Origin of the sequence: Streptomyces sp. KR55 (assembly GCF_052245645.1) — a bacterium.
GTDB classification, from domain to species: domain Bacteria; phylum Actinomycetota; class Actinomycetes; order Streptomycetales; family Streptomycetaceae; genus Streptomyces; species Streptomyces flavusporus.
In genome coordinates this window covers 1-16,477 of sequence record NZ_JBQQCE010000200.1, presented here as the reverse complement: position 1 = coordinate 16,477, position 16,477 = coordinate 1, and the positions used below count along the sequence as shown (strand labels likewise).

Below are 16,477 nucleotides of genomic sequence, written 5' to 3'. Positions count from 1 at the left end.
GAGGAGCGGGCCTTGCGGGCCGAGAAGAGCCGGGACAGCGAGGCGCGCCGCAGAGTGGCCGAGGAACGGGTACACATCGCCCGGGAACTGCACGACCTCGTGGCCCATCAGATCACCCTGGCCAACGCGCAGGCCACGGTCGCAGCCCACCTCTTCGACATCCGCCCGGAACAGACCCGCAAGAGCCTGAAGGAACTTGTCGAGACCACCCGCGACGCGCTCGACGACCTGCGGGCCACGGTAGGTCTGCTGCGTCAGTCCGGGGACGCGGCCGCGCCCGCCGGACCGGCACCCGGGCTGTCGCGGCTCCCCACGCTCCTCGAGTCGTTCCGCCGCGCGGGTCTGGAGGTGTCGATGGACCAGGAGGGCACGGTCAGGCCGCTGCCGCCGGGGGTTGACCTCACCGCATACCGCATCGTCCAGGAGGCCCTGACCAACGTGACCAAGCATGCCGGTACGGGCAGCGCCCGGGTGCGCCTCGCCTGGAACCGCGACCGCGTGACCATTACCATCGCCGACGACGGAGCCGGCGCCCGTACAACATCGACCGGCTCCACGGGATCGGCTACGTCCACGGCGGGGGGCCGGGCGCCCGGTTTCGGTCTGATCGGGATGCGTGAACGTGCCACCGCGGTCGGGGGGCACCTCTCCGCGGGCAGACGCCCCGAGGGCGGCTTCCTCGTCTCCACCCAACTGCCCCTGCCGCCTGTCAAGGACCCGACGCGGGGGACTGACGAAGCAACAACCACCGAGGGATGGATGACCGGCGAATCGACAGGTGACGAAAGGACGGGCGACCGGGAGACCGGGGGTACGCCGTGACGCTGCGGGTGCTGCTCGCCGACGATCAGGCCCTGCTGCGCAGTGCCTTCCGGATACTTCTCGACAGCTCCGACGACATCACCGTGGTCGGCGAGGCCGCCGACGGCAGGGAGGCGGTGAGGCTCACCCGGGAACTGCGCCCGGACGTGGTGATCATGGACATCCGTATGCCCGAGGTGGACGGTCTCACCGCCACGTCGGAGATCTGCGCGGACCCGGAACTGCGTGCCAGTCGCATCCTGATCCTCACCACATACGAGAGCGACGAGTACGTCGCCCAGGCGCTGCGCGCGGGGGCCGGCGGCTTCATCGGCAAGGGCATCGGCGCCGAGGACCTCCTGGACGCCGTGCGTACGATCGCCGACGGCGACACCCTTCTGTCCCCCGCCGCGACCCGCTCCCTGGTCGCCCGTTTCCTGGCCACACCGGACGACGCCCCGCCGCACCACCCCGAACGGCTCGCCGTACTCACCCCGCGCGAACGCGAGATGGTGGCTCTGGTCGCGACCGGCCTGTCCAACCAGGAGATCGCCGAGCGGATGTTCCTCAGCCCCTTCACCGTCCGCGCCCACGTACAGCGGGCCATGACGAAGCTCCAGGCCCGCGACCGGGCGCAACTCGTCGTCATCGCCTACCAAACGGGCCTGGCCCGCGCCACCGACGACGGTGGCACCGACCGCCTGTCGTAGTCCGATACGGAGCGGCTGAGGCTGAACGGCCGGGTGATGGCCATCTTGATGGCGAAGTCCGGCCGGCACGGCCATGTGGCGCACGTGGGCGTAGTACTTGGCCGCGCACAAGTCGTCGATCGCCGGGAGAGCCACTCGAAGGCTGCCGTGAGCCTCAGCAAGCCCGCGCGGCGCTGTTCATTGGATGGGCTTTCAGCGCCGGACGCGTAGCCGTAGGCGTCGCGGCGAGCAGCACCCTCTTCGAACATGCGGGAGACCCTGACAGAAGCACGCGGCGACAGGGTCGGAACTGCTGGCGGTGTAGTCAGCGGGAGTGAGTTTGGGTGAGTGTGAGTGAGTGCTGGGGCCGGATGTGGGTCCGGTCGACCGTCGGCCTGCCCGGGGTGTCTCCTGCGACCGCTGGGTTCTGTTTCCTGAGGGGAACGGGAGTTCTTGGGTCGAATGGGTGACCTTTGCCGGGGGTGCTCGTTGACTGCGGTGACGGGGTCTTGAGCCGTGGGCGGGGGTGGACGGGTGGGTGGGTTGCGGGAGTTGGCGGCGTCGTTCGTGGTGCCCGGTCCGGCGGGGGTGGCAGTTCGGGACCGGCTGCGGGTGTCTGAGGCTGATGCGGCGGTGCTGGCCGAGGTTGGGATGTTCCTCGGTGCGCTGGCGGCCGGAGATCTCGCGGAACGTTCCCGGCAGGGGTTGTCGCATGATGCGGCGTCGTGGGCGGTGCGTAAGCGGGGGCTGACGGGGAGGTCGTCGGCGCGGTGGGCGGGCAGTGTCACCAAGGCCACGCATGATCAGTGGGCGCTGGCGAGGCGTGGGCAGGTGGCCCATATGGCGTGGTTGCGGGGGCAGATCGCGTCGGTTGAGGCGCGGCTGGCGCGGCCGTTGGGTGCCAAGGCGGATAAGCGGGCGGGGCTGGTGCGCGGGTATGCCTCGCGGGGTGAGTGGCATGCCAAGTCCCGGCGTCTGCAATCCCTGAAGGCGCGGTTGGCGGGGGTGGAGGCGGACTGGGCGGCGGGCCGGGTACACGTGGTGCGCGGTGGCAAGCGCCTCGCGAATGCCCGCCATCACCTGGCAGCGGCCGGGCTGAGTGAGCAGGCGTGGCGACAGCGGTGGCGGGCGGAGCGGATGTTTCTGTCCGCCGACGGGGAGTCAGGCAAGCGCTTCGGCAACGAGACCATCCGCGTCACCGACACCGGACAGCTCTCGATCAGGCTCCCGGCAGCGCTGGCCCATCTGGCGAACGCGCCGCACGGTCGGTATGTGCTGGATGCGACCCTGGCGTTCCGGTACCGGGGTGAGGAGTGGCGGGACCGGGTCACCGCGAACCGGGCGGTGGCTTACCGCATCCACCACGATGTGGCACGCGGCCGCTGGTATGTGACGGCCTCATGGCAGCGTGCCGCCGTTCCGGTGCTGCCGCTTGAGGCGGCGCTGGCGCAGGGGGGTGGTGGGGGCGGACATGAACGACGACCATCTCGCCGCTTGGCGCCTGGATGTGCACGGTAATCCGGTCGGCGAGCCGCATCGCTTCTTCTACGACCTGACCGGCAGCAGCGCGCACCGTGACGCGCAGATCCGGCACGCGCTGACCCGACTGCTGCACCACACCCGCCGTTGCGGGGCGGCCGCGATCGCGATCGAGGAACTCGACTTCCGCGAGGGCACAAGCCGCGAGAAGCACGGCCGCAGCAAGCGTTTCCGCCGGCTGCTCTCCCGCTTCCCCACGGCGAAACTCAAGGCCCGGCTGGTGTCGATGGCCGCCGAGCAGGACATCGTGATCGTCGCGGTCGACCCCGCCTACACCAGCCGGTGGGGTGCCCAGCACTGGCAGAAACCGCTGACCACACCGACTCGCAAGGTTTCCCGGCACGATGCGGCGAGCATCGCGGTCGGGCGACGCGCCCTCGGACATCCGATCAGGCGTCGGACGGCACCGCCCCCGCAGCACCAGAGTGATGGTGCGGGGCATCGGACCGTCCAGGCCCGACCGGACACCCGGCGGCGTGAGGAAACCCGCCCCCACATTCCAGGACCGCGCACCGGATGCGCGCCGCCGGGCCGTGGAGCGAAAGCGGACGACCAGGGTGCCCACCACCGTTCGGGACACCCGGCTGAGCAGGAGTTCTGGCGACAGGACTCACTCCCGCTCAGTCCTTAGGAACGGTGCGGTTCAATCTCAACCCGGTGAACCTACGCGGTCACAGCCAATGGGGAGGGCATAGGCATCCGCAACCTCCCGGGGAGCGACCACACGACAGGTCACGACTCCCACCGAATCACTGCCCCTACTCCTGACCAGCGAAAACGCCGCCCTCAAGTCCGGAAAGACAACAACTTCAGAGCCCCCGATCCGCCAGAGCCCGAACCCAAGCCGCTGCTACATCCGGAAACCCGCCGGCCCCCGCACCGCAGCGGCGGCGAGTTCGCCGACCCGGGCGGCGGGTACGGGCACACCGGGCGCCTGCTGGACCCAGGCCACGAACTCCCTGACGGTGAGGCCGGACGGCGGCTGTCCCACGTACGGGATGGCGTACAAAGGGCTGTTGGGTTCGCTGCGCCAGCTGTCGGCCAGCGTACCGAGGTCCACCGAATCAAACCCGAGGTCGTCCAGCAGGTCGGCCACCTCCTTCTTGGCGTCCGGGACGTCGCCGGAAAGCGGCAGCGCGGTACGGTCGGAGGCTCCGGTCGGGCGGAACAGCTCCATCAGCTGCTTGGGGCCGATGTTGTGCAGGGCCTTCACCACCCGGGCGTCCACGAGGTGGCGCTGCACCATTTCGCTGGAGGTCAGCTCGTCACTGTCGAGTACCGGTATCTCGAAGTTGGCATGGGGCGCGTAGTTCATCGGGTCGATCACGGTCTTGCCGGCAAGCTCGGCCCGAGGCAGTTTCTCGTAGGCGGCCAGTGGCACGGAGGCGAGGACGAGATCACCGGCGCTCGCCGCTTCGGCCGGGGTGGCCGCGCGGGCCCGCTCGCCCAGCTCCGCGACGAGACCGGCCAGGGTCTCTGGGCCGCGTGAGTTGCTCAGGACGACGTTCAGGCCGGCGTCGACGGCGCGGCGGGCGGCTCCGACGCCGACCATGCCGGTGCCGATGACGCCGAGGGTTGTTGGGCTCACTCTGTTCTCCGTTCACATTTCCCCGCGTTGAGGCATCCAGCGGGTAGGACCGCTCCGGCGGGTCGTACCCATCACAGTCGAGGTGTTCTGCCCGAACAATGGCCAGGAACGCTCGGCAGCGATCACATCGTGTGATAGATCAGGCGGATGGAACTGAGAGCGCTGCAGTACTTCGTCACCGTCACCGAGGAGCTGCACTTCGGGCGCGCGGCGCAACGGCTGGGCATCGTGCAGCCGGCGGTGAGCCAGCAGATCGCTCGGCTCGAACGTGAGCTGGGCGTGCGCCTGCTCGACCGCACCTCGCGCCGGGTGCGGCTCACCCCGGCCGGCGAGCGAGTGCTCGCCGCGGCCCGTAAGACCCTCGCAGCAGCGGCCCGGGTGCGGGTGGTCGCCGGCGAACCGGCGGCCGTCCTGCGGATCGGGGTGGCCTCCTGTGCTACCCGACGGCTCGACCGCGCGGTGGGCCGACTGGGCGACGGCGAACGCCCCGTCGAGCCGAGACTGGTCGACCTGCCGGTGGCCGCTCGACTCGACGCCGTCCGCGACGGCGAGCTGGACCTGGCGCTAGTGCGAGGCGCGCTCACCTCCACGGCGGTGACGGTGGCGCGCGCCTGGTCCGAGCCGCTGTACGCGGTGCTCGGGCGTGAACATCCCGCCGCCCGCAAGCCCGCGGTCAGCCTGCACGACCTCGATCCGTACGGCCTGCGGCTTCCCGCCCGCGCCAGTGACCCGCCGATGCACGACGCGGTCCTCGCCGCCCTGCCGGTGGTCCCGCTGCGGCCACCGGCCGGGGACATGCTCAACGTACTGTTTGAGGTGGGCCGGGATCCCGAGGGCTGGACGCTGATGGCTGCCGAGCAGCTCGACGGGACCCGCTCCGAGCGGCTGCTCCAGGTGCCGCTCGACCCGCCGGTGACCGTCGACGGCCACGTCGTCACCTCACTGGCCACTCCGGAGCCGTGCGTGGCGTCGTACGTGGCCGCATTCGCGGACTGAACTTCCGCCTCGGGTACGTATTTTTCTTCCACGCCGCACCGCTCCCGACCGGTGATCGACGGCACTCTCATCCCCCGCCCCGCGTCGCACCGGAAGGGCCGCCTGACCGGAAGCACGCCGGTGAAAATCGCCATCACGGCCTGCGCTTGCAGGTCATCTGGCTCTGGGCCGCGTGGAAGACACGAGCGAGGTCCATGCGAGCGGCCGCCTCATGATCAACGGCCCGTTCATTAAGCGCAGCCCACCACATGCCGGAAAGATCGTCACCATCGCCATCGGAGACACCCACTACCCGATTCTGCACGGAGAAGACGAACTCGCTGTCCGCCCCCGCAAGAACACCGACCCGATCACCAATCTCTACGTCAAAGGCACGGGCACGCAGAAGGACCGTCAAGGATCTCCTGACGACAAACCGTCAAGGAAGTCCTGAAACCTCACACCGACACGCTTGGTAGTTCTCAAGGGCGAGCAGAAGTCAGTCAGCCCCTCCAGCCGTCGGCTTACCCACGCGCCCGCCTACCGTTCCGACGGCGGATCCAACTACGCAGTTCTGAGCGAGCTGGTGAGTCCTCGCGCTTCGTGCGGAGGTCTTGACGGCGTGGAAGCAGGTGGCAGCGCCGGCCAGGGCAGTGGGCACCAGCAGGTAGGGGCCGCAGAAAATGAGCACGGTGCCCACGACAAGACAGCTGGCAGCGGCGCTGATTCGCAGGAGGGTGCGGCCCTGTAGCAGGACCGTCGCGGAGGCGAGTCCGGCCAGGGTGACGGCGGCCAGGCAGGCAGAGGTGGCCCGCAACAGGCTGTCCAGGCCGATGAGCCTGAATGCCGCCGTCACGGTGATCACTGCCGAGGCCAGCGTGACGACCGTAAGGCTGCGCCGTGGGACGGCTGTGGCGCCCGCAGCTCCAGTGATGATGCCGAGCGGCAGGGCGCCCTGGTGGCCCAGCGCCTCACCCAGCCGGGCGGCTCCCGCGAGGTAGGCGTTGACCGCGCCGAAGGTGAGCAGGAGTGCGGCGGTTGCGGCCACCGCGCGGGCAGGTGCACCGAAGCCCTCCTCCAGGAGGAGCGTAAGAGGGGTGGTGGTGGTTCCGGCCCGTGATCCGAGCACCCCGATGGTGACGAGGGCAAGTCCCAGGTACAGGACGCTGACGATGCCCCAGGCCAGCAGGGTTGCGCGGGGAAGGTCACGGCTGGGCACGGCGAACTCCGCCGAGAGGTGGCTGATGGCTTCCCAGCCCGCGAAGGCGAAGAACAGGATGCCCGCCGCAATTCCGACCGAGGTCCAGCCGTGAGGCAGGAAGGGAGTGAAATGGGCGGGCCGGACATGCGTGCCGGTCACCGCGATGGTGACCACCAGCAGGGAGCTCAGAAGTCCGACCATGAGCAGTTGCATCCGGCCCGAAAGGCGCAGGCCGACGAGGTTGCTGCCGTAGGCCGTGGCCAGGACCAGCAGGGCGACCGTGGCCGTGATGGAGCGCCCCCACCCCGCGGCGACTGCCACGTACTCCCCGCCGATGAGGGCCGCGGCAGGTACGCCCAGGGGGACAGCCCAATAGAACCACCAGCCCACCGGCGCGGCGAGTCGTGGCCCGAAGGCTGCGCGAGCGAAGGCCGCTACCCCGCCGTCACCGGGATGCCGGGCACCCAGCACGGCGAACACCCAGGCAATGGGAAGGCTCACCACGAGGAGCCCGAGCCACGCCAGGATCGACCCCGGCCCGGCGACTGCCGCGGCCGTGGACGTCAACGTCAGTGCCCCGGGCCCCAGCACCGCACCGATGCACAGCGCCGTACCTGTCCCGACCCCCAGACCAGAACGCCTCTCCATCACACGCCTCCACTCGTTGTTCGGCTGCTGAGGGTGAACGTAGAGCGATCAGCCGGGGGGCAGGAGAAGCGCCGAAGGCAATTCGGCGGACCTGCAAAACTGGCGCTCATGGACGAACTTGATTCGCTGATCCTGGAACATCTGCAACGCGATGCACGGACCACCAACAGGGAACTGGCTCGCGTTCTGGGTATCGCCCCCTCCACCTGTCTGGAGCGCACCCGCGCGCTGCGCAAGCGCGGAATCATCACCGGTTTTCACGCGGCGGTCGACCTGAGGGCCATCAACCGCCCCGTCCAGGCGCTGCTCTCGATCCAGGTGCGCCCACTCAGCAGAGACGTCATCGAAGGCTTCAAGGCATATGTGAGTGCACTGCCCGAGGTTCTCTCCGTGTTCGTCATCGCGGGCGGCGACGACTTCCTCGTTCACGTAGCCGTACCTGACGTCGACCAGCTGCACACCTTCCTCATGGACCGCTTCAGTCAGCGCCGAGAGATCGTCAACTTCCGCAGCAACGTGATCTACCAGCACGTCAGCACTCAGGTCGTCAGCCCCTTGCACGACACCACCGTGTAGGCGGCCTCTCAGGCAGCTGCCCCAAAGGGACGGTTCCTTGAGGCGACCGAGGAGGCGCAGGCAGCGCGGCGGGGAGGGGAGGGGAGGGGAGGGGCGGCTGTGGATGGCGCCCCTGGAGAGCAAGACGACGAGGGCGGCTGAGACCGCCGTACAGTCGCACAAAACGCGCGGGCGACGCCGTTCGCTCCTCGGGCTTACCAGCCGTCGCCTGCACTGCACCATCCCCGCGCGCCGGCATGACGCAGCCCATCTGGCACTACGTCACCGGGCCGACTCGGCGGAGCACTCCCAGCGGGTAAGAAGTCGCTCAGGCTCGTCGGCGGAACGTGGTGATGGAAGCCCATCACCGCGGCGACCGGTGCGTGCCGAGCCACGGACCTTCCCGGCCTTCAGGCTGATGTTCGTTTATGGGCTTGGGCTTGTACGTCGGACTTCGCCTACCGGGCGGTGCGTAAGCCGCGTGGGGACGAGGGCCGAGGTCTGCGCCAACACCTCACCCCTGGCTGCCGCTGTCGGCAGCTCCGTCATCACCTCGACGGCCAGCTCCTCAAGCACCGTCCCGTGCATGACGTTCCCCCCGCCACTCGACTGGCGACAGGCACCGTAGACCGCCAGGCAGGAAACGCGTGTTCCTGTGGATAACCTGCCCTTCCGGAATCGAGAGGGGGCGCACCATGCGCGATGAAGGGACGGTCAACGATCAGGAGCTGCACGACGGGCTCCCCCGGTGGGAGTCCATCGCTTACTGAGCTTGTTGGCGTGATGTCGTGGGCTGACAAGCAATCGTCGTCGCGGTAGGCCGGTCGTATGAGGTATCCGCAAAGAGGCGGGCTGACCACTGAGCGACGGCTGTTCCGTGAGGACATCCGCAAGCAAGCGGCCGAGCTGTTCACCCGGGGAGACGACAACGCCGCTGTCGCCCGGCGGTTGCGTGTCAGCGTGCGCTCGGTCCAGCGCTGGCGCCGGGCCTGGGAGCACGGCGGAACATCGGCCCTGGAGTCCAAGGGGCCGGCGTCCAGGCCCAAGCTGAGCGAAGAATTGCTCGAGGTGCTCGAGCGGCAACTCCCGCACCTTCCGAATCCGCCTGGCGTTCTCCCGCGCTGGGCGGTGAACTGAGCGCGGCGCACACCGTCGGGTCCCCTTTGTCTTCGATGTGACCGACCAGCCCGCTCTGCTCGGTCCCGACGCCCTGCTCGGTGCCGGGGCGCCGCCGGCCGAACTCGCCGCCCGCACACACGCGGCATGGATCGCCTTCGCCACGACCGGAGCCCCGGGCTGGGCTCCGCACGAGCGCGGGAACAGACAACTCATGCGCATCGCGGAGGAGTGGGGGACCGACCCGGAGCGGCGACCCGAACCGAGTCCGTCCGCGGGCTGACGGTCATGACCGGCCCGTTGGAACCTTGCACCGTGCCGACAGCCCGCTCCACGCGGCCCGAGTGGCCCGTGGCCTCCGCTTCGAGCGTCAAGGATCTCGGGTGCGCTTCCAGCACGGCGGCCACCTCGCCGGAGCTCGACCGCGACCCCTCACCAAGGAACAGGTCGGCCGCCTGCGCGCGGCCTGCGACGGCGACGCCGTCCGCGTCACCGTCGCCCTCATGGCCGGCATGGGCATGCGACCGCTGCCTTCAAGGCCGATCACCGGCGCAGCCCTGCCCTGGATGTGGGCCCTGATTCACCTGGCGCGTACGTTGCTGTGCTGCGTGCTCGGCCCACGAGCCGGTCACGTCCAGGACGCCCCTGCGTCCAGGAGGCGGCCCGCCGCTCGTCCGAGGAGGGTGTGACAGTCCGGCTGTCACCCAAGTCATGGAGTTCCGGGGTGAGCCTCGTTGCGGGTGCAGTCGGCCTGTGGTGCGTAGGCACCAGAACATGTGCGTGGCTGGTCCGGGTGCACCAGGGAAAGACGGCGGCGGGGAACGATGCCCCGCGGGGCGCCGCAAGGAAGTGTTGAGGCGCGCGAATCCCGCGCGCTTCCCCTGCCTGGCGGTGTCTGGAGTGATCAACAGGTGGCGACATTTCGTGACCGCATCGGATGTTGGGTCTTCCGGCGGTGCCGCTACGACGCGGCGGGTCGACTCAGTCGGCGGACTGGCCGAGCGGTTCATCCCGCCAACGGACCAGCGCGATCGGTAGCCCCCGTTCGCGTGTGCGCCACGGAAGCGCAGCGCACACATCCAGCAGGTTCCCGTACTTGCTCGCAACCAACAATGAAAGGACGTCCATGTTAGCTGGAGTTTCCCCAACCCGTATCGGGAGGCCGGCGATCGGTGCCCTCGGCTTCTTGGCACTCGCCCTCGGCACCCTGCAGTCAGTGGTGGAGCCTGCGCTCCCGCTGCTGCGAGGTGAGCTGGGGGTGAGTAATGGCGATGCGGCATTGATCGGCAACGTATTGCTCATCACCGGCGCGGTCATCACGCCTGTCGCAGGCAAACTTGGCGACCGCTACGGGGGAAAGCGAGTGCTGGTCTCGCTGATGGCCGTAGTGTCGGCCGGTGGTCTGCTGGCCAGCCTGGCGCCGAACTTGCCGCTGTTGTTACTCGGTCAGGCGTTGCAGGGCGCCATGGTGGGTGCGCTGCCCCTCTCATTCATCCTCGCGCGCAAACACCTCTCGACAGGAGCGTCACAGGCGGCGATCGGGGTGGTCGTTGCGCTGTTCACCGGCGGCAGCATGGTGGGAATGTTGTTCGCCGGGCCGGTAGCGGAAGGAATGTCCTGGCATTGGATGTTCGCGCTACCAACGATCGTGATCATAGGGATGACGTCGGCCGTGATGTGGCTCATGCCGCATGATCCGCCGATCGAGTCGGACAACAGGATTGACTGGCCTGGCGTTTCCCTGCTGAGCGCCACATTGCTCGCGTTCATGCTCGGGTTGAAGGCGGTGACGGAGGGCGGCGGCGTGTCGCCGCCTGCGGTAGGTGCCATCGTGGTGGGCGTGGCCGCACTCGCTACCGCATGGGTCTCCGTCGAGCGCAGGGCAGCCTCGCCGATGGTCGATCTGCGCATGCTGGCAAAGCCCGCAGTGCGAAATGCGTTCGGGCTCACCTTCGTCATAACCGCCAGTTTCGGGATGGTGGGCTATCTTTTCCCGCAGATGTTCGGGGCACCGGCCGACGGGTACGGCTTCGGAGCCAACACCACCGACATAGGAATGCTCCTGCTGCCCGGCGCTATCGCCGGGTGCGTAAGCGATTCGATCGGCGGGATCGCGGCGCGGCGTTTCGGTACGCGCGCCGTAGTCACCGTCGGAGCCGCCGTCACGGTGGCCACGATGATGGCCCTCACGGTGCTGCACACCGCGGAATGGCAGCTCGCCCTCGCCAAGGTGCTGATCGCGTTCGCCGCGGGCATCGGTACGACGGCGTTGCTTGCCAGTACCGCCACCGGCGTGGAGACCAAGGACATCGGCATCGCTACCAGCCTGCTCACGGTGACCCGGGTGATCGGCACCGTTCTGGGTGCCCAGATCGCCGGCGCGATCCTCGATGCCGGGGCCGATCCGGCGACGGGTCTGTCGACCGAATCGGCCTTCGCCACAGCTTTCGCCATCGCCGGCCTCGTCGCCGCGTTGTCATTGCTCGTTGTCCGCAACATGACGAAAAAGGGAGCCCAGGCATGACGCCTACCGGTCTGTCGATGGACGTGAGTACTACCGCGAAGCGCACGGTTCTGGTTTCCGGGGCCAGCATTGCCGGACCTGCGCTGGCCTACTGGCTGAGCCGGTCCGGGTTCGCCGTCACCGTGGTGGAGAAGGCAAGCACACTGCGCGACGGCGGATATCCGATCGACATCCGCGGTACTGCGACAGAGGTGGTCCGGCGGATGGGAATACTGCCGCAACTGCACGACACGCACATCCACTCGCATCGCTGCACCTTCCTCAACCCCGATGGCAGTGAACTGGCTGTACTCAGCCCGGACGCCGTTGTCGGCAGTGTCAAGGGGCAGGACTTGGAGGTGCGCCGGGGGGACCTGGGAGCGATCCTCTACGCGCTGGTTCGCGGCGACGTGGAATTCTTGTTCAACGACTCCATCGACACCCTCGACCAGTCCGTACACAAGGCCGAGGTCACTTTCCACAGTGGTCAACAGCGCACGTTCGACCTGGTGATCGGCGCCGACGGTTTGCACTCACACACCCGGGGCGCACTCTTCGGCCCCGAAGCACAGTTCCACCGCTACCTCGGCTACTGCTTCGCCATATTCACCATGCCGAACACCTTCGGGCTCTCCCGCGAGCTCATGATGTGGAACGCTCCGGGGCAAGCCGCGGCCCTCTACGCCGTCGGGGCCGACAACGAGCTGCACGCCTTCCTGAACTTTCACCAACCGGAACCGCCGGTCGATGCCCTCCGGGACCCCGACGCCCAACGGGACCTGGTCGCCACGGCCTTCGCAGGCGCGGGATGGGAGGTCCCTGGCATGGTCGCCGCCATGCGCGACGCGGATGACCTGTTCTTCGACACGGCCGGTCAGATCCACCTGCCCCGCTGGTCCAGCGGCCGCGTCGCGCTCGTCGGAGATGCCGCCTACGCACCCTCGTTCCTCACCGGACAGGGCTCAAGCCTTGCGCTGGTCGGTGCCTACATGCTCGCCCACGCCCTGGCCACGAACCCGGACCACACTGCGGCCTTCGCCGCCTACGAGCGCGACGTTCGCGAGTTCGTCGCCATGAATCAGGCACTGGTCGCCAACGGTGCCGCCACGCTCTTCCCCACCACGATGCGGGCCCTGGAGCAACGCAACACCATCCTGCGTGGCCTCACCACCATGCCCTCCGCGACCGCGCGACCGGCCCACTCAGCCCTCACGCTGCCCGAATTCGCTTCGATGCCATGACCCGATACTTCAGCATTCACTTTCATGCCTGGTCAGATGTGCCCTCCGAAGTGTAGGTGGCTGATGGCGCATCACGGGGCGGTCCAGTGAGCTATTGACAGCGACAAGCGGTGACGCGCTGTGAGGTTGCAACTGGGCGCGGCAGTTGGCCACTCTGGCGCCTTCCAGGCGTTCGGTGGCAGCGGTCACGAAGTTGGGCAGGTTGGGGCGTCGGTCTCGCCCTGAAGCGATCAGTTACGGCAGTGGGCGGACGTTCTTCTCACGTCACGGCGAGGGTGGCTCGCAGTTCGTCGGTCACCGTGTACAGGCAGCTGCCGAAACTCGCTTGCCCTTTGCCATCGATCCAGTGCCGGAAGGCGTTCTGGAAGACCACGGTGGCGAGCTGCGCGACCAGTTCGGCTGTCTCGGCCTTCACCTGACGTTGCTTCAGAGCGTCGCGGATCGCCTCGGTGATCGCGACCGCCTTGGTCCGTTCGCGCTCCTGCAGCTCCGGACTGGCGTCGATCACCGCCCGGCGCTCCGTCGCGCCGTCCACTTGCTCGACGAGTTGGGCACCGACTTGCGCAAGCGCGTCGAGGACGGCAGCGAGCGGGGCCGCGTCCGGGTCTGCCGCCAGGACCGCCTTCGTGAGTGCCGGGGGCAGGCGTTCCGAGCCGGCGAACAGGACCTCGCGCTTGTCCGGGAAGTAGCGGAAGTAGGAGCGCCGGGTGAGTCCGGCCCGCTCGGCGATATGGGTCACCGTCACGTTGTCGTAGCCGCGCTCCAAGTACAGCTCCAGGGCCGCCCGCTTCAGGCGCTCCTCGGCACCCGGATCCCACCTCGCCATAGGTCGACGGTAACAGGTGATGTCCCACTGTGTCATCAGTGCTAGCCTGCGCCCACGACACACTGTGTCATCACTGGGGGACTCGTCCCCGGTGGGGCCCGGAGCAGGCAGGGGTGAGGTTCACATGACGCAGACCAGCGAGACCGACGGAACGGCCGGCAAGAGCAGGGCGAACGACGAGGTGTGGATAGTCGGGGCCACCGGCCGTGTCGGCCGAGGCGTGACCGCGCGGCTGGTCGCGCGGGGACTGACGGTCGTGCCGGTCGGCCGCAGCCGGGAGCGGATGGTCGCCGCCGGGACCGAAGCCGGTCTGCCTGGGGACGCGAAGGTGGTCATCGCCGACTCGGCCGAGCGGGTCGCGGACGAGATCGTCCGGGAGCGCCCGCGGGTGGTGGTGAACACGATGGGCGCCTTCGCCGCGACAGCACCAGTGATCGCCCGTGCCTGCATGCCGGGCGGCCACTACGTCGACCAGGCCAACGACGTGGTCGCCGTGGACCGGCTGCTCGCCCTGCACGACGAAGCGGTGCGGGCGGGCAGCACCCTGGTCACCGGCGCCGGATTCGGCGTGCTGGCGACGGAGGCGGTGGTAGCGAAGCTGTGCGAAGGACGTCCCACGCCGCACCGGGTTCGGGTCGACGCGGTGGGTTCGGTGGCCGTCGAGGCGGGTGTGCTCGGTGCCGCCCTTGCGGCCAGCATCGTGGACGCGCTCACCGCCGGCGGGCGGCAGTACGAGAACGGGCGGCTGGTGACGTCGCGCCTCGGCGCGGACCCGCAGCAGCTCATGTTCCCTGACGGTGAGTCGGCGACGTCGGCAGGTGTCGCGTCCGGCGAGCTCCTCGCGGCGCATGTGGTGAGCGGAGCACCATTCGTCACCGCGACTTCGGCTCTCGTGCCGACCGCTCCGCTGATACGTGTCCTGCTCCCGCTGCTCGGCCGCCTGTTGTCCGTTCCGACGCTGCGACGCCTCGCCGTCGACCGGCTGGGCCGGGCCCCGGTGAAGGCCGCACCCCGTCCGCGCGAGCACTCCTGGGGGCACGCCGTCGTCGAGTGGGCGGACGGCACCCTGCACGAGGGATGGCTCCGCGCCGGCGACGGCATGGACTTCACGGCTGACGTCACCGCCACCGTCACCGAACTGCTGGCCCGCGGCGTCGGCACGCCCGGGGCTTGGACGCCGGCAGCCGCCCTCGGGGCCGACCTTGCGACGACCGCAGGCGGCACCTTCGTACTGGACTGTTAGCTTGACTCTGTCGGGGATCTTGGAGTTGCCGAGGTCAGGTGCCCAGGGTGCGCCAGGATTTTGGCCGGGGGATTTCGCGCTGGTCGAGGTAGTTCTGGAAGGCGGTCGGTCGGCGGGGAGGGGGTGCTTCCTCGGTCGGTGGGAGACCGCTGAGACGCTCGATGTTGATGGCGATGGCGGTCAGGACGTGCTGGACGTGGGCTTTGCTCTGTCCTCGGTAGCGGCAGCGGCGCATGCCGTGGCCGTGGGCGAACTCGTTGACCGTTCCCTCCACTCCGGAGCGGACCGCGTAGCGGGTCTTCCAGTCGGGAGTCTGTTGCTCGGCACGGACACGGAGTTGCAGGTCGCGGAGTTCGTGGGGGAAAGCCGACAGTTCGGGTGCTTTCGCGGGAGGTGGTGCACTGGGCGCGGGCCGGGCACGGCTGGCACTGGCTCTTGGTGAACCTGGCCACGATTAGCGGGGCCGCGGTGGGTGAGGAGGTCGGGTAGGGGCCGTGCCACCCCTGGCTGACCTGGCCCTGAGGGCAGGTGACCTGTCGGCGGTCGTAGTCGATGTGGAAGTCGTCGCGGGCGAAGCCCTCGCCGCGGCGGTGTTGCCGGGTGGGGTTGCTGCGGAGTGGCCCGGAGACGGTGACCTGGTGGTCACGTGCGGCTTGTTCCAGGTGGGGCAGGGAGGTGTAGCCGCTGTCGACCAGGTGCTCGGCGGGCAGCAGGCCGCGGTGGTGCAGGCGGGTGTGGACGCCGGGCAGGACCTTGCTGTCATGGGTGGTGGACGCGGTGGTGGCCACGTCCGTGATCACGTTGGGGCCGTCCGGAGCACACGTCTCCGTCAGATGGGCGGAGAACCCCTTCCAGCTGATGATGTGCCCGTGGCGGGCATAGCGGGCCGAGGTGTCGTAGGGGGAGACGATCGCCCGGGACGAGGGCGGCAGCCCGGGTCCGTCCTCGGACTCGGCGGTGCGCCAGCGCAGGCGTCCCGCGGCGTCGCGGTGATAGTTCTGCACCATGATCTGGCGCAGGGCTTGGACACGAGGGCCCGACGCGCGCTCTCCCCCGTGCCGGTAGAGGTGCTCCAGGAGCCGGACGGCGTCGTCGCCGGTGGCGAGAATCCTGGTCTTGGGCTTGGTGGGGTTCTTGCCCAGGCGGACCGGACGGCCGTAGCGGCGCCCCCAGTCCTCGTCGACCAGCCCGTCCAACAGGTGCGGGGCGGTGCCGGCGACTTCCTCCAGCGCGGCGCGTACCGCCTCGGTGACCAGCTCCAGCCGGGTCAGGTCGCGCACCGCTGCCAGGACATGGGTGGAGTCGGTGCGCTGTGTGGTGCGCTCCCGCACCAGGCCAGCCTCCTTCACGCGGGCCAGGGCGAGGTCGAGGAGGCGGTCGGCGCGGTCGCCCTCGGTGAGACGATCGCGGAAGTCGGCCAGCACGCTGAATGGAAAATTCCCCAGGTCACGGGCATGCTGACGCGTTCGTTGGCCAGAGCTTGAGATGGCGGTCAGCTTGCGGGGGCGAGAGTGACATCGTGGCCAAGCGCGTTGAGCTGGCGGACAAGGTC

14 protein-coding genes and 2 pseudogenes are annotated in these 16,477 nt (G+C 68.9%); 12 read left to right on the top strand and 4 right to left on the bottom strand.

Annotation, left to right across the window (positions count from 1 at the left end):
• From ACTWQJ_RS26990 to ACTWQJ_RS26980, 3 genes and pseudogenes are all read left to right on the top strand, one after another.
• A partial coding sequence (locus ACTWQJ_RS26990; RefSeq protein ID WP_443309142.1) for a sensor histidine kinase occupies positions 1–822 on the top strand: 822 nt, incomplete at its 5' end.
• Positions 819–1,511 carry a response regulator gene (locus tag ACTWQJ_RS26985; RefSeq protein WP_409471486.1) on the top strand — a complete coding sequence of 231 codons (693 nt, stop codon included), beginning with the start codon at positions 819–821 and terminating at the stop codon, positions 1,509–1,511. The genes ACTWQJ_RS26990 and ACTWQJ_RS26985, both read left to right, overlap by 4 nt.
• A gap of 513 nt (positions 1,512–2,024) precedes the next feature.
• Positions 2,025–3,660: pseudogene (locus ACTWQJ_RS26980) on the top strand (IS200/IS605 family accessory protein TnpB-related protein).
• A 219-nt stretch (positions 3,661–3,879) separates the two neighbouring features.
• Here ACTWQJ_RS26980 and ACTWQJ_RS26975 read toward each other — a convergent pair.
• On the bottom strand, positions 3,880–4,617 hold the full coding sequence (locus ACTWQJ_RS26975) for an NADPH-dependent F420 reductase (RefSeq protein WP_409471487.1): 738 nt from the start codon (positions 4,615–4,617) through the stop codon (positions 3,880–3,882).
• A 147-nt stretch (positions 4,618–4,764) separates the two neighbouring features.
• On the opposite strand from ACTWQJ_RS26975, the gene ACTWQJ_RS26970 reads away from it, so the two are divergent.
• Positions 4,765–5,613 (top strand): LysR family transcriptional regulator, encoded by an 849-nt coding sequence (locus ACTWQJ_RS26970; protein ID WP_409471488.1) that lies wholly within the window; start codon positions 4,765–4,767, stop codon positions 5,611–5,613.
• A 172-nt stretch (positions 5,614–5,785) separates the two neighbouring features.
• The gene (locus ACTWQJ_RS26965; RefSeq protein ID WP_409471489.1) at positions 5,786–6,046 is read left to right on the top strand and encodes a hypothetical protein; all 261 of its coding nucleotides are present in this window, start codon (positions 5,786–5,788) and stop codon (positions 6,044–6,046) included.
• Between the two features lie 45 nt (positions 6,047–6,091).
• Here the strand turns inward: ACTWQJ_RS26965 and ACTWQJ_RS26960 are convergent, their stop codons facing one another.
• Positions 6,092–7,441, bottom strand: a complete 1,350-nt coding sequence (locus ACTWQJ_RS26960; RefSeq protein ID WP_409471490.1) for an APC family permease — start codon at positions 7,439–7,441, stop codon at positions 6,092–6,094.
• A gap of 108 nt (positions 7,442–7,549) precedes the next feature.
• On the opposite strand from ACTWQJ_RS26960, the gene ACTWQJ_RS26955 reads away from it, so the two are divergent.
• The 6 genes and pseudogenes from ACTWQJ_RS26955 to ACTWQJ_RS26930 all read left to right on the top strand — a co-directional run bounded on the left by ACTWQJ_RS26955 (position 7,550) and on the right by ACTWQJ_RS26930 (position 12,856).
• On the top strand, positions 7,550–8,017 hold the full coding sequence (locus ACTWQJ_RS26955; protein WP_409474925.1) for an Lrp/AsnC family transcriptional regulator: 468 nt from the start codon (positions 7,550–7,552) through the stop codon (positions 8,015–8,017).
• Positions 8,018–8,824: 807 nt separating this feature from the next.
• Positions 8,825–9,106, top strand: a pseudogene (locus ACTWQJ_RS26950) (helix-turn-helix domain-containing protein); the annotation flags it as partial.
• A gap of 64 nt (positions 9,107–9,170) precedes the next feature.
• Entirely contained in the window at positions 9,171–9,395 is a 225-nt protein-coding gene (locus ACTWQJ_RS26945) for a hypothetical protein (RefSeq protein ID WP_409471492.1), read from the top strand.
• Between the two features lie 100 nt (positions 9,396–9,495).
• Positions 9,496–9,801, top strand: coding sequence for a hypothetical protein (locus ACTWQJ_RS26940; RefSeq protein WP_443309141.1), 306 nt, complete (start codon positions 9,496–9,498; stop codon positions 9,799–9,801).
• Between the two features lie 437 nt (positions 9,802–10,238).
• Positions 10,239–11,636 carry an MFS transporter gene (locus ACTWQJ_RS26935; protein ID WP_409474926.1) on the top strand — a complete coding sequence of 466 codons (1,398 nt, stop codon included), beginning with the start codon at positions 10,239–10,241 and terminating at the stop codon, positions 11,634–11,636.
• Positions 11,633–12,856 (top strand): FAD-dependent monooxygenase, encoded by a 1,224-nt coding sequence (locus ACTWQJ_RS26930; RefSeq protein ID WP_409471494.1) that lies wholly within the window; start codon positions 11,633–11,635, stop codon positions 12,854–12,856. The genes ACTWQJ_RS26935 and ACTWQJ_RS26930 overlap by 4 nt, the downstream gene beginning before the upstream one ends.
• 259 nt (positions 12,857–13,115) lie before the next feature.
• On the opposite strand, the gene ACTWQJ_RS26925 is transcribed toward ACTWQJ_RS26930, so the two are convergent.
• Entirely contained in the window at positions 13,116–13,682 is a 567-nt protein-coding gene (locus ACTWQJ_RS26925) for a TetR/AcrR family transcriptional regulator (protein ID WP_409471495.1), read from the bottom strand.
• A gap of 124 nt (positions 13,683–13,806) precedes the next feature.
• Between ACTWQJ_RS26925 and ACTWQJ_RS26920 the strand changes: the two genes are divergently transcribed.
• On the top strand, positions 13,807–14,925 hold the full coding sequence (locus ACTWQJ_RS26920; RefSeq protein ID WP_409471496.1) for a saccharopine dehydrogenase NADP-binding domain-containing protein: 1,119 nt from the start codon (positions 13,807–13,809) through the stop codon (positions 14,923–14,925).
• Here the strand turns inward: ACTWQJ_RS26920 and ACTWQJ_RS26915 are convergent.
• Entirely contained in the window at positions 14,922–16,349 is a 1,428-nt protein-coding gene (locus ACTWQJ_RS26915) for a hypothetical protein (RefSeq protein WP_443309140.1), read from the bottom strand. The genes ACTWQJ_RS26920 and ACTWQJ_RS26915 overlap by 4 nt on opposite strands.
• Positions 16,350–16,477: the final 128 nt, after the last annotated feature.

Excerpts from the sequence above, each read along its gene's own strand:
- ACTWQJ_RS26970 (WP_409471488.1), top strand. The coding sequence starts at position 4,765 with ATGGAACTGAGAGCGCTGCAGTACTTCGTCACCGTCACCGAGGAGCTG.
- ACTWQJ_RS26960 (WP_409471490.1), bottom strand. The coding sequence starts at position 7,441 with ATGGAGAGGCGTTCTGGTCTGGGGGTCGGGACAGGTACGGCGCTGTGC.
- ACTWQJ_RS26955 (WP_409474925.1), top strand. The coding sequence starts at position 7,550 with ATGGACGAACTTGATTCGCTGATCCTGGAACATCTGCAACGCGATGCA.
- ACTWQJ_RS26935 (WP_409474926.1), top strand. The coding sequence starts at position 10,239 with ATGTTAGCTGGAGTTTCCCCAACCCGTATCGGGAGGCCGGCGATCGGT.
- ACTWQJ_RS26930 (WP_409471494.1), top strand. The coding sequence starts at position 11,633 with ATGACGCCTACCGGTCTGTCGATGGACGTGAGTACTACCGCGAAGCGC.
- ACTWQJ_RS26925 (WP_409471495.1), bottom strand. The coding sequence starts at position 13,682 with ATGGCGAGGTGGGATCCGGGTGCCGAGGAGCGCCTGAAGCGGGCGGCC.
- ACTWQJ_RS26920 (WP_409471496.1), top strand. The coding sequence starts at position 13,807 with ATGACGCAGACCAGCGAGACCGACGGAACGGCCGGCAAGAGCAGGGCG.